We start from the raw sequence: 12717 nt of genomic DNA on the forward strand, positions 1-12717 counted from the left end.
CTCCCGCAGGAGTCTTCGTGCCTGAAACGAAGGTTAACAGAGTGCAAAATAACATTAACCATTAACACAGCCAAATAAAAAAGGCTGACACGTAAGGTTTCTCCCTTTTGTCACGCCTTCTCTAATGATTTCTAATCATATAATTATATATTATTCAGCAGGTGCATCTGCCTTTTTAGAAATCCGGTACGTTAATTCACCACTATAAATTTCCTCAAGTGCTTTACCTACATGCTTATGTGAAACATATTTTGGTAATCTTTCATCCTTTACCTGGGACATTACCCGCGCACGTTTTGCAGCTACGGACACAAGTGAGTATTTAGAATCAATTTTTTCAAGCAACGAATCAATAGAAGGATATAACATTCTATTCAACCTCCAGCAATTTTTTATAGCGATGTTCTACACGTTCTCTGCGGCAATGTTCTGCAGTGACAATAGCTTTCACTCGTTCGCAAGCACGCTCCACCTGGTCATTTTCAACGACATAATCATATAATTCCATCATTTCAATTTCTTCTCGGGCCGACAACATCCGATTTTGGATAATGTCATCTGTTTCTGTTCCCCTTGTGACAATTCGGTTCTTTAATTCGGATAAACTTGGCGGCATAAGGAATATAAATAAACCTTCAGGAAACTTTTCACGTACCTGACGGGCACCTTTTACTTCAATTTCTAAAAAGACGTCTTTTCCGGCATCTAATGTTTCACGAACATAGTCCACAGGGGTACCATAATAATTGCCGACAAATTCGGCATACTCTAACAGCTTTCCCTGCTGGATTAAATGTTCAAACTCTGCCCTTGACTTAAAAAAGTAATCTACTCCATCAATCTCCCCTTCTCGAGGTGAGCGGGTTGTCATCGAAATGGAATACTCAAAAGCCGTATCCGGATGTGAAAAAATTTCTTTCCGTACCGTTCCTTTTCCAACCCCAGATGGCCCAGAAAGTACAATTAACAATCCTTTTTCCTGCATTTTCAAAAATCCTACCCTTCATCAATTATTTCATCACGATCAGCTAAACGGTGTGCAACCGTTTCTGGTTGAACGGCTGATAGAATAACATGGTCACTATCCATAACAATTACTGCTCGTGTCCGTCTACCGTAAGTGGCGTCAATTAATGCCCCCCGGTCGCGGGCATCCTGAATAATTCTTTTTATTGGAGCAGATTCAGGGCTGACAATTGAAATAATTCGATTGGCAGAAACGATATTGCCAAATCCAATATTAATTAATTTAATCGACATGGTATTCATCCAATCATTAATAATATATTTTGACCGTCTCAAACCATTTCTAAACAAGGTTCACTCGATATTTTGAACCTGTTCCTTCAGCTTCTCGAGCAAACTTTTAATATCAACCACCTGTTTAGCAATGTTGGAGTCATTTGCTTTTGATCCAATCGTATTTGCTTCTCTGTTCATTTCTTGAACGATAAAGTCCAACTTTCTTCCAATTGGTTCCATACTTTGCAGGGTATGTAAGAACTGTTGAATATGGCTTTTTAAACGGGTAATTTCTTCACTGATATCTGCTTTATCAGCAAAAACGGCAACTTCCGTTAATATCCTCGTTTCATCCAATTGGCCATTAACGAATTCTTCCATCCTTTTTGTTAAGCGCTCTTTATATGATTGAACAACGAGTGGAGCGAATTTTTGAAGTTCCATCACATTAATTTCTAATTGTGACAAGATAGCGAGCAAATCCTTTTTTAATTCATCTCCTTCTGCCAATCGCATTTGTTTTAATAAATTGGCAGCTTCCTCTGTTGCTTCTAGAACTAGCTTTTCAAGCTCATCGTTGCCGATTTCACTTTCTTCAATATGTAAGAGTTCACTTCGACTAAGTAAATCCTGAAGTGTGACTATTCCTTCAACATTATACTTCTCACGTACCTGCTTGATGATTTGAGAATATTCATCAAGGAGTTTCCAGTCAACATGGACCTTTCGGGTTACACTGCCTTCACCCTCTAAGCTGACATAAACTTCAACTCTGCCACGACGGATATACTGACTTAGTTTCTTTTTCAAACGATCTTCTATTTTTAATAGCTGCCTGGGCATGCGGATATTCATTTCACAAAAACGGTGGTTCACTGTTTTTATTTCCACATTAACAGAGAAAAAATCTGACTCTGCCTTAGCTCTTCCGAATCCCGTCATACTAGTTACCATTTTGTGCACATCCAATCTCCTGAAAAATTGATCTGCTCCCTAAATTTTTCAAAAAAGACAAAAGGTAATAGAGTGGAATCTATTACCTTTTGGATTATAACACACTTTATTTTGTTTTTCTTAACAAAAATGAACCAGCTAGTAAAAAAGTTGGAATCGATGATAACCCAACAATCAGCAACCAATCTTTAGCTGCAATCGGGAGCGTATGGAAAACAGGCTGTAATGGCTGGTAATAGATAACAACCAGCATCAATACAAGTGAAGATATCACCGCCCAAACAAGATACTGATTTCCAAAAGGATTTCTCGACAGAACTGATTTTTCACTGCGGCAATCAAATACATGAATGAGCTGTGCCATAACAAGTGTTGCAAAGGCAACAGTTTGTGCATATTGCAACTGTGTCGGATCGTTATGATAGACAACCATGAAGGCCAACAATGTTACAACCCCTATTAGGAAGCCCCGCGATACAACTTTCCAGCCTAACCCGCGCGAAAAAACACCTTCATCTGGGCTGCGTGGCTTACGTTTCATCACATTTTCTTCTGGCCTATCGAGTCCAAGTGCCATCGCCGGCAAACCATCTGTTACCAAATTAACCCAAAGAATTTGGATAGGTATCAGCGGGAGCGGCAGCGCTAAAACCATCGCAAACAACATCACCAAAATTTCACCAACATTGGAAGCTAGTAAGTAGCGGACAAATTTCCGGATGTTTTCGTATATATTTCTACCTTCAACAATTGCTGCTTTAATTGTTGCGAAGTTATCATCCAACAGAACTAGTGCAGATGCCTCTTTTGCAACATCTGTACCGGTAATTCCCATCGCCACTCCAATATCAGCTGCTTTAATGGCAGGAGCATCATTTACTCCATCACCCGTCATCGCAACAATATGGCCGCGATTTTGTAATGCTTTGACAATTTTCAGTTTATGCTCTGGTGATACCCTGGCGAAAACGGAAACATCATCAACGACATCTTCCAATTCTTCTACAGACATTTGCGATAGGGCATTTCCATCAATGACCTTACTCTTATTGGTTATGATTCCAAGTTGGGAGGCAATTGCTTTCGCTGTGATCACATGGTCACCGGTAATCATAACTGTTTTAATGCCTGCTTCCTTACATTCCTTGACCGCCTTTTTCACTTCAGGTCTTGGCGGGTCTATCATTCCTTGGATACCAATTAGGGTTAGATTCTTCTCTGCCTCATGCTCACTTAATATGACGGTATTAGCCTGAATTGGTTTAAAGGCAATCGCAATCGTACGAAGAGCCTGTGACGCAAGACCGTTTATTGCCTCTTGTACTTTAACCTGTGTTTCTTTATTTAAAAATTGGGTTCTCTCGTCCCAAAGGACAGATTCACTAATTCCTAATAGGACATCTGGTGCCCCTTTGGTGACAATGAAATTCCGTCCCTGCTTGTCTTTAACATGCACACTCATCATCTTACGTGCGGAATCAAATGGGAATTCTTTAATAATTGTAAATTCATCTAATAATTTTGGACGATCAAAGCCTGCTTTCATAGCACTTACTAATAGTGCTCCTTCAGTTGGATCTCCATCAAGAAAATAATCATCATCCCTGACAACTAAATCTGAATGATTGCATAACATCCCAAAAATCAGCATCTGCTGCAGTGCTTTTTCATCTTTAGGATTAATATTTCGTTCATTTCTATAAAAATTTCCTTGGGGTTGATAACCGACCCCATCGACAGTCCAGGTTTGCCCCCCGCTCCATAAGTGGGTAACGGTCATTTTGTTTTGTGTCATCGTTCCCGTTTTATCTGAACATATGACCGATGCACAGCCAAGTGTTTCAACCGCTGGAAGCTTCCTAACAATCGCATTTTTCTTAATCATTTTTTGGACACCAAGGGATAATGCTACTGTGACAATTGCTGGGAGCCCCTCTGGAATGGCGGCAACAGCAAGTGAAACACCTGCTAAAAACATCTCATAGATATCGTGGCCCCTTAAAACACCAACCACTACAACCAGAACAGTTAACAACAATGCAACAGTTATTAAAATTTTTCCCAATTGTTCTAAGCGCCGCTGTAAGGGTGTATCCTGTGTCTCTGCATTTTGGAGTAAATCAGCAATTTGCCCCATAGCTGTTTTCATTCCTGTTGCAATGACGACTCCAACACCGCTTCCCCTCGTAATCATTGTACCCATAAAGGCAATATTCTCCATATCACCTATTCCTGGGTTTGGATTAGCTAATGATTCGATATGTTTAGAAACAGGAACAGACTCACCTGTAAGGGCCGATTCTTCAATCTCTAAACTTTTTGATTCAATTACCCTCACATCTGCACCAATTCGGTCCCCGCTAGTAAACTTCAAAACATCCCCAATAACAATTTCTTTCGATGGGATCTTGATCCACTGTCCATCCCGAAGCACTGAAACTTGTGGAGCAGATAATTCCTTTAATGCCTGGAGTGATTTCTCTGCTCTTCTTTCTTGAAAGAAGCCTAGAAAGCCATTAATAATGACGATGGCGATAATCGCAATGGCATCAATGTATTCGCCAAGCAACCCAGATATCAGTGTAGCAGCAAGCAAAACTAAGACCATAAAATCCTTAAATTGACTAAAAAATAAGAGTAAAGCTGATTGCTTTTCTCCTTCGTCCAATTCATTTAGACCGTGCAGCTTCACCCGTTTTTTTACTTCTTCCTGCGATAATCCAGAAGAAAAGTCGGTTTCTAGGGCCTTTTCTACTTGATCTATCTTCATTTCATGGAATTTCATCCGACCATCTCACTTCCCCCTTTAAATACCTATAAATACATACTCTAAAGAAAGCTTATTCAGGGTCGTCCCAAAAAATGCTATGATATAGTGAAAGTTAAATTAGATAATAAGTTAAAATAAGACAGTCTTTTTTTAGTAAGCTATAATTAATTCATATGAATGTAGTAAAGGATGTTTTCCATGTCATTTGATGGTTTATTTACAAAAGCAATGGTCGATGAACTTGTCCGTTCGTTAAAGGGCGGAAGGATTAATAAAGTTCATCAGCCCTATAAAAATGAAGTGATTCTCACCATTCGCGCCAATGGGGTTAATCAAAAACTGCTATTATCGGCGCACCCAAGCTATGCACGAGTTCAATTCACGGAAGAGGCGTATGATAATCCAAGTGAGCCGCCAATGTTTTGTATGCTGCTCAGGAAACATATTGAGGGTTATATATTAGAGGATTTATATCAAAAAGAAACCGATCGAATGATTGTTCTAGAAATTAAGGGCCGGAATGAGATTGGGGATATTAGCTACAAACAATTAATTATTGAAATTATGGGTAGACACAGCAATATTGTGCTCGTTGATAAATCCCGGAATATCATTCTTGACAGCATCAAGCATGTCTCCTTTGCGGTCAACAGCCACAGGGCAATTATGCCAGGACAGCCATATGTTTTTCCACCAGAACAGCATAAGCAAAATCCATTCCTTTGTGATCAAGAAGATTTATTAAGAAAAATTGATTACAATGCTGGGAAGATTGACCGCCAATTAGTTGAACAATTTGCAGGGATTTCACCCCTATTCGCTAAAGAAGTAATATTCCAAAGTGGCCTTGCCAATCGTGCTACTGTCCCGGGAACGTTTATAAGTATGGTTAAAAAAGTTGAATCAGGTGATATTTTCCCCTCCATTATCTCGGCAGGCGGGAAGGACGCATTTTACTTATTTCCACTTGAGCATCTAAAAGGAGAAATAAAAACATATCCCACCCTAAGTGAAATGCTTGACCGTTTTTATTTTGGCAAAGCCGAAAGAGATCGAGTAAAGCAGCAAGGAAATGATATTGAACGATTTATTCATAATGAAAAAGAAAAGAATGAAAAGAAAATTGACAAACTGAAAGTTACATTAAAAGAAGCTGAGCGTGCAGAACAATTTCAACGCTATGGTGAACTTTTAACGGCCAATTTATATGCAGCCAATAAAGGGATGCGTGAAATTGAAGTGCTCGATTATTATGATGAATTAGGTGGGACGATTATCATTCCATTAGACCCGCGGAAGACACCATCTGAAAATGCCCAAAAGTATTTTTCAAAATACCAGAAGGCAAAAAATGCAGTTGAAATTGTTATTGAGCAAATCGAGAAAGCCCAAGTTGAAGTTTCTTACTTTGATAATTTATTACAGCAGGTACAAGCTGCCTCCCCTAAAGATATTCAAGAGATTCGTGAGGAACTAGTTGAGGGCGGCTATATTCGGGAACGGCAAAAGAAGAAATTGAAGAAAGCACAGAATGCCAAGCCAATATTAGATCATTTTCTTTCTAGCGATGGTACAGATATTATCGTTGGTAAAAATAATAAGCAAAATGATTATTTAACCAATAAATTGGCAGCAAGGGATGAGATTTGGCTTCATACTAAGGATATCCCTGGCTCACACGTGGTGATTCGCAGTAAAGAACCTTCTATTGAAACGATTCGAGAAGCTGCCGTTTTAGCCTCTTATTTTAGTAAGGCACGCAATTCCAGCTCTGTCCCTGTTGATTTTACAAAGGTTCGATTTGTAAAAAAACCAAGTGGGGCAAAGCCAGGGTTTGTGATTTATGATAATCAACAGACAGTATATGTCACGCCAGATGAGGAATTGGTTCTTAAATTGAAGAAATAGAAAAAGAGGGCATCCGCAAGGTTTTGGATGTCCTCTTTTTCTGTCTATCAGCGAATCTGTGTTTCCAAAAACTTACTGCTCCATTCAGCAGGGTTTTTACTCCATAAAAGGAGACTTTTCTGATCATCTTCAGTAACGATACCCTTAGAAATCGCTACTTCTATTAATGTTTCAAAATCAGTCAGTGATTTACTAGTAATTTCATTTTCCTGAAGCAGTTCTTTTCCCTTTTCAAGGCCATATGTAAAAATGGATACTACTCCAAGCACGTCACAGCCAGCTTCCTTTAATGCTTGAACAGCGGTGATCACACTGCCTCCAGTTGAGATTAAATCTTCTACAACAACTACCTTTTGACCTGCCTCTGCTTTTCCTTCAATCTGATTCCCTTTACCGTGTCCTTTTGCTTTCGAACGAACGTAGCACATAGGAAGCTCCATTAGGTCGCTGACCCATGCGGCATGAGGGATTCCCGCCGTTGCAGTTCCTGCAATGACCTCCGTCCCCGGAAAATTTTCCTCAATTAGCTGCTTCAGTCCTGAAGCAATTGCTTTTCTTACCTCAGGGTAGGATAGTGTTAAGCGATTATCACAATAGATTGGGGAACGAAGTCCTGATGCCCATGTAAATGGCTCCTCGGGCTTCAAGGCAACCGCGTTGATTTCTAGTAATTTTTCTGCAATTAATTTTTTCATTGTGTTACTCCCTTCCATGCTTCCATCCATTGTTGATAACTTGTTACAGGGTCTTGTGAACGGGTAATTGAGCGGCCTACCACAATCGCACTTACCCCCATTGTCCGTGCTAATTCAGGGGTTGTGACACGCTTTTGATCTCCTACCTGATCTGACGCCATCCGAATCCCCGGGCATACTGTCAAAAATGATTGTCCGGCCGTTTCCTTTATTAAAGCGGCTTCCCATGCGGAGCATACAACACCATCTAAGCCTGCTTGTTTCGTTATAGAGGCATAATGAAGCACCGATTCCTTTAAGGAGACCGGAATAAGTTGTTCTTTTTGCATTTGTTCCTCAGACGTACTTGTTAATTGCGTTACTGCGATACAGTTAGGCCGTTTCCGTCCTGCAGGGGTACCTGCTTCAAGACCTTCTAGTGCCGCTTGCATCATATCAATTCCACCGGCAGCATGAACATTTACCAAATCACACTCTAAACGTGCAAGACCCTTCATTGCACTTTTCACTGTGTTTGGAATGTCATGAAGCTTTAAATCCAGGAAAATACGGTGGCCTTGTTCTTTTAGCTGATGAATAATCGAGGGGCCTTCCTGGTAGAACAATTCCATCCCTACCTTTACAAAAAGCTCTTTGCCCTCAAACGGCTTTAAAAATTGATTGACTTCGTTCATGCCGGGAAAATCAAGCGCGATGATAAGCGAGTTGTCCATGTTCCTTCCAGCTCCTTCCTGTACATTCACTGATGTGTTCAAATCCTAATTTTTCAAGTAGTTCAGGCAGTTCCTGAATAATCGTTGGACATACAAATGGGTCTACGAAATTAGCGGTTCCGACTGCGACTGCACTTGCGCCCGCATAAAAATACTCAATGACATCACTAGCCGTCTCAACGCCGCCCATACCGATAATTGGAATCCCAACAGCCTGGCTGACTTCGTGAATCATCCGGATCGCCACTGGCTTAATTGCTGGACCAGATAATCCGCCAGTCCGATTGGCTAGTATAGGTTTCCCTGTTTTTAAATCAAGTCTCATCCCAATAAGGGTATTAATCATGGTCAACCCATCCGCACCACCAGCTTCAACAGCCTTTGCCATTTCGACAATGTTTGTTACATTGGGCGACAGCTTTACATATACAGGTACCTCTGATACCTCTTTAACCTTACGAGTTAATTGTTTCGCGGTTTCAGGAATGGTTCCAAAAGCAATCCCGCCTGTTTTTACATTAGGGCAGGAGATATTCAGTTCAAGCGCATGAACATTTGGAGCCTTAGAAATTTGACTGGCTACCTCCACGTAATCCTCTTCAAGCGAGCCAGCCACATTTGCAATAATTGGTACATCGTACTGAGATAAAAATGGAAGCTCTTCACCAAGGACTTTTTCTAGACCTGGATTTTGGAGGCCAATGGCATTTAACATTCCTGCAGAAGTTTCGGCGACACGAGGCGTTGCGTTTCCGAACCTTGGTTCTACCGTTGTAGCTTTAATCATAATCGCGCCGAGTACACTCAGATCATAGAACTGACTGTATTCTCTGCCGAACCCAAAGCAGCCGGATGCAGGCATGATTGGGTTTTTTAAGTGTAAGCCTGGTAATTCAATGTTTAAACGACTCATATCAATACCTCCCCTGCTCGGAATACAGGACCATCACTGCAAACCTTTTTATAAGAAACTCCTGTCGGGTCATCCTTCTTTTTACATACACAAGCAAAGCAGGCACCGATGCCGCAACCCATCCGCTCTTCTAGTGATAAGAATACTTTTTTATCCTGATAATTTTGCTCAATTGCTCTTAACATCGGAGTTGGTCCGCATGTATAGATACAATCAAACTGCAATTCTTTCATTACATCCGTCACAAAGCCCTTTCTACCATAAGAACCATCAACAGTCGCTACATAGGTTTCCCCATTTTTCATAAACTCTTCTTCGTAAAAGACAGCTGATGCAGTTTGGAAGCCAAGCACATGGATGACTTTAACCCCTTTTGCAACTAACTGTTTTGATAATTCATATAATGGAGGAACGCCAATTCCACCGCCGACGAGTAAGGCAGTATCTCCTGTGCTGACTTCCTCAACAGGAAAACCATTACCTAGTGGACCAAGGATGTCAACAAACATCCCTGGTCTTACTTCTGCCAGCATGGAAGTTCCTCTTCCATCTTTACGATAAATCATTGTTAAACTTTTCTGTTCATAATCATACGAGGAAATACTAATTGGTCTTCTTAACAGTGGATCCAAGCCATTTGATACTTTAATATGAACAAATTGACCAGGCTCCGTTATTTGAGTAACTAACTCTCCTTCAATCGTCAGCTCATAGATATCTGAAGCTATTTCTTTTTGGCTGAGTACTTTGCATAACTCTTTTTGGATCATGCAAACACGGCCTCCTTTTTCATCGCGGCCATCGGTTCTGCTGAAAAATTCATCGATTCAATTACTTTTAAGATCGCATCAGCCGTGTCAAGTGAAGTTAAGCAAGGGACCCCATTTTCAACCGCTTCACGGCGGATTCTAAACCCGTCACGTTCAGGCTGTTTGCCTTTTGTTAAGGTATTAATAATGAACTGTGCCTCACCATGATGAATGACATCTAATAATGTTTTACCTTCTGTACCAATTTTGCCAACAACCTTCACTCTTAAGCCCGCTTCTTCCAATACAGCCGCTGTTCCGCTTGTTGCCATTAAGCGATAGCCGTTTGCAGAGAAACGTTTCGCAAGTTTTAAGGCTTCCTGTTTATCCTTATCTGCCACCGTAAACAATACCGTACCGAACTGTTGAATTTTCATACCTGAAGCAATTAAGCCTTTGTATAGGGCTTTTTCAAGGGTTACATCTTTACCCATAACTTCTCCAGTCGACTTCATTTCAGGCCCTAGAGTAATATCGACACTCTTCAATTTGGCAAAGGAGAAGACCGGAACCTTGACATATACTCCTTCTTTTTCAGTAACAAGACCTGGGATGTAGCCTTGGTCGAGAATCGATACCCCAAGAATCGCTTTTGTTGCGATTTTTGCCATAGGGATATTCGTAATTTTACTTAAGAAGGGAACGGTACGGCTCGATCTTGGATTTACCTCAAGTACGTATACTTGTTCTCCCGCAAGCACATATTGAATGTTTAGTAATCCAATAATATTTAACCCTTTCGCTAATTTCTCGGTATATTCCACAAGTGTTTGTTTCACTTTTTCACTTAGAGTTTGCGAAGGGTAAACTGCAATCGAGTCACCGGAGTGGACTCCAGCTCGTTCGATATGTTCCATGATACCTGGGATTAAGACATTGGTGCCGTCACAGATGGCATCAACTTCAATTTCTTTTCCTGTTAAATATCGGTCAATCAATACTGGATGCTCTGGATTCACTTTAACTGCGTTTTTCATATAGTAAAGAAGTTCTTCTTCATGATAGACAATTTCCATTGCTCTTCCACCAAGTACATAGGAAGGGCGGACAAGGACCGGATAGCCGATATCGCTAGCAATCACAAGTGCCTGCTCCACTGACATGGCTGTTTTTCCTAATGGCTGTGGGATGTTTAATTGCACAAGCGCTTGTTCAAATTTATCACGATTTTCAGCACGGTCTAAGTCTTCTAGGCTTGTTCCAAGAATTTTCACACCGTTTTCTTCAAGTTTCGCTGCCAAGTTGATCGCGGTTTGTCCGCCAAACTGAACTACTACCCCCATTGGTTTCTCTAAGTCAATAATACTCATCACATCTTCGATCGTCAGAGGTTCAAAGTATAGCTTGTCGGAAATACTGAAGTCGGTAGATACTGTTTCAGGATTGTTGTTAATGATAATTGCTTCATAGCCTGCTTCTTTAATGGCTTTAACAGAATGTACGGTCGCATAATCAAATTCAATCCCCTGGCCGATGCGGATTGGACCGGATCCTAGAACAATGACACTATTTTTCGCTGTTACAATCGACTCATTTTCGTCTTCATATGTGCCATAGTAGTATGGTGTTGCTGATTCAAATTCAGCTGCACAAGTATCAACCATTTTATATACCGGGATTATTCCGAGATTTTTTCTAGTATTATAAATTTCTTGTTCAGATGTATTCCAAAGCTGGGCGATTTTTTTATCTGTAAAGCCTTTTTGTTTTGCTTCGATTAAGGTTTCCGTTTCAAAAGGATTTGCAGCAATTTCTTTTTCCCATTCGATTATTCCTTCCATCTTTTTTAGGAAGAATAAGTCAATTTTACTCCATTCATGAATCGTCTCGATGGTTAATCCACGTTTTAACCCTTCTGCGATGTAAAAGAGGCGTTCGTCCCCTGCTTTGCGTATCCGTTTTTCGAGTAATTCATCATCGATTAGTAAAGCGTCGTTTAATTCGAAATGGTAAACCCCTGCCTCAAGGGATCGGATTGCTTTCAATAGAGATTCTTCAAATGTACGGCCAATCGCCATAATCTCTCCCGTTGCTTTCATTTGTGTCCCTAGGGAACGGTTACCTGATTCGAACTTGTCAAACGGCCATCTAGGGATTTTGGTTACGATATAATCCAGTGCCGGTTCAAAGCTTGCATAGGTTTTTCCTGTTACCGGATTTAACATTTCATCAAGTGTTAAGCCGACAGCGATTTTAGCTGCAAGCTTAGCAATTGGATAACCGGTTGCTTTGGAAGCTAATGCCGAAGAACGGCTAACTCGTGGATTTACTTCAATAATATAGTAGTTGAAGCTGTATGGATCTAATGCCAGCTGAACATTACAGCCGCCTTCAATTCCTAAGGCACGTATAATTTTTAATGAAACATTGCGAAGCAGCTGGTATTCTCGATCGCTTAATGTCTGACTTGGCGCAACCACGATGGAATCACCAGTATGAACGCCAACCGGGTCGATGTTTTCCATATTACAAACAACAATGGCATTGTCATTTTTATCACGCATTACTTCATATTCAATTTCCTTAAAGCCAGCGATACTTTTTTCTAGTAGACATTGATTCACTGGGCTGTGCTTTAGTCCGCTTGTAACAATTTCCTCGAGTTCCTCGTCATTATGACAGATTCCTCCGCCTGTTCCTCCTAAAGTAAATGCTGGACGAACAATGACAGGGAAGCCTATTTTTTCAACAAATGCTTTAGCTTCAGCTAATT

At 40.6% G+C, this 12717-nt stretch carries 11 protein-coding genes; 1 reads left to right on the top strand and 10 read right to left on the bottom strand.

Going from position 1 to position 12717, the window contains the following annotated elements; all coding sequences use genetic code 11:
• Positions 1-150: 150 nt before the first annotated feature.
• The 5 genes from rpoZ to V7659_RS08480 form a co-directional block, all read right to left on the bottom strand.
• Positions 151-369, bottom strand: a complete 219-nt coding sequence (gene rpoZ, locus V7659_RS08460) for a DNA-directed RNA polymerase subunit omega (RefSeq protein ID WP_335539382.1) — start codon at positions 367-369, stop codon at positions 151-153.
• A 1-nt stretch (position 370) separates the two neighbouring features.
• The gene (gene gmk, locus V7659_RS08465; protein WP_335539384.1) at positions 371-985 is read right to left on the bottom strand and encodes a guanylate kinase; all 615 of its coding nucleotides are present in this window, start codon (positions 983-985) and stop codon (positions 371-373) included.
• A gap of 11 nt (positions 986-996) precedes the next feature.
• Positions 997-1260 carry an extracellular matrix/biofilm regulator RemA gene (gene remA / locus V7659_RS08470; protein ID WP_026566410.1) on the bottom strand — a complete coding sequence of 88 codons (264 nt, stop codon included), beginning with the start codon at positions 1258-1260 and terminating at the stop codon, positions 997-999.
• Between the two features lie 60 nt (positions 1261-1320).
• Positions 1321-2196, bottom strand: a complete 876-nt coding sequence (locus V7659_RS08475; protein WP_335539450.1) for a YicC/YloC family endoribonuclease — start codon at positions 2194-2196, stop codon at positions 1321-1323.
• Positions 2197-2302: 106 nt separating this feature from the next.
• Positions 2303-4981, bottom strand: coding sequence for a calcium-translocating P-type ATPase, SERCA-type (locus V7659_RS08480; RefSeq protein WP_335539385.1), 2679 nt, complete (start codon positions 4979-4981; stop codon positions 2303-2305).
• Between the two features lie 183 nt (positions 4982-5164).
• Between V7659_RS08480 and V7659_RS08485 the strand changes: the two genes are divergently transcribed.
• Positions 5165-6874 carry an Rqc2 family fibronectin-binding protein gene (locus V7659_RS08485; RefSeq protein ID WP_335539387.1) on the top strand — a complete coding sequence of 570 codons (1710 nt, stop codon included), beginning with the start codon at positions 5165-5167 and terminating at the stop codon, positions 6872-6874.
• 47 nt (positions 6875-6921) lie between these two features.
• Here the strand turns inward: V7659_RS08485 and pyrE are convergent, their stop codons facing one another.
• From pyrE to carB, 5 genes are all read right to left on the bottom strand, one after another.
• Positions 6922-7569: an orotate phosphoribosyltransferase gene (gene pyrE, locus V7659_RS08490; RefSeq protein ID WP_335539388.1), complete on the bottom strand. Its 648-nt coding sequence runs from the start codon at positions 7567-7569 to the stop codon at positions 6922-6924.
• Positions 7566-8282 carry an orotidine-5'-phosphate decarboxylase gene (gene pyrF, locus V7659_RS08495; protein WP_335539389.1) on the bottom strand — a complete coding sequence of 239 codons (717 nt, stop codon included), beginning with the start codon at positions 8280-8282 and terminating at the stop codon, positions 7566-7568. Before pyrF ends, pyrE begins: the two co-directional genes overlap by 4 nt.
• On the bottom strand, positions 8254-9195 hold the full coding sequence (locus tag V7659_RS08500) for a dihydroorotate dehydrogenase (protein WP_335539390.1): 942 nt from the start codon (positions 9193-9195) through the stop codon (positions 8254-8256). The genes pyrF and V7659_RS08500 overlap by 29 nt, the downstream gene beginning before the upstream one ends.
• Positions 9192-9965, bottom strand: coding sequence for a dihydroorotate dehydrogenase electron transfer subunit (locus V7659_RS08505; protein WP_335539391.1), 774 nt, complete (start codon positions 9963-9965; stop codon positions 9192-9194). Before V7659_RS08505 ends, V7659_RS08500 begins: the two co-directional genes overlap by 4 nt.
• Positions 9962-12717: carbamoyl-phosphate synthase large subunit (gene carB / locus V7659_RS08510; protein ID WP_335539392.1), on the bottom strand; the 2756-nt coding region annotated here is incomplete at its 5' end. The genes carB and V7659_RS08505, both read right to left, overlap by 4 nt.

It is taken from the genome of Neobacillus drentensis (genome assembly GCF_036966985.1).
GTDB lineage: Bacteria > Bacillota > Bacilli > Bacillales > Cytobacillaceae > Neobacillus > Neobacillus drentensis_E.

Bases quoted from the DNA above. Each gene is read 5' to 3' on its own strand.
- rpoZ (WP_335539382.1), bottom strand. From the start codon at position 369: ATGTTATATCCTTCTATTGATTCGTTGCTTGAAAAAATTGATTCTAAA.
- gmk (WP_335539384.1), bottom strand. From the start codon at position 985: ATGCAGGAAAAAGGATTGTTAATTGTACTTTCTGGGCCATCTGGGGTT.
- V7659_RS08505 (WP_335539391.1), bottom strand. From the start codon at position 9,965: ATGATCCAAAAAGAGTTATGCAAAGTACTCAGCCAAAAAGAAATAGCT.
- pyrF (WP_335539389.1), bottom strand. From the start codon at position 8,282: ATGGACAACTCGCTTATCATCGCGCTTGATTTTCCCGGCATGAACGAA.
- V7659_RS08475 (WP_335539450.1), bottom strand. From the start codon at position 2,196: ATGGTAACTAGTATGACGGGATTCGGAAGAGCTAAGGCAGAGTCAGAT.
- V7659_RS08500 (WP_335539390.1), bottom strand. From the start codon at position 9,195: ATGAGTCGTTTAAACATTGAATTACCAGGCTTACACTTAAAAAACCCA.
- V7659_RS08480 (WP_335539385.1), bottom strand. From the start codon at position 4,981: ATGAAATTCCATGAAATGAAGATAGATCAAGTAGAAAAGGCCCTAGAA.
- pyrE (WP_335539388.1), bottom strand. From the start codon at position 7,569: ATGAAAAAATTAATTGCAGAAAAATTACTAGAAATCAACGCGGTTGCC.
- remA (WP_026566410.1), bottom strand. From the start codon at position 1,260: ATGTCGATTAAATTAATTAATATTGGATTTGGCAATATCGTTTCTGCC.
- V7659_RS08485 (WP_335539387.1), top strand. From the start codon at position 5,165: ATGTCATTTGATGGTTTATTTACAAAAGCAATGGTCGATGAACTTGTC.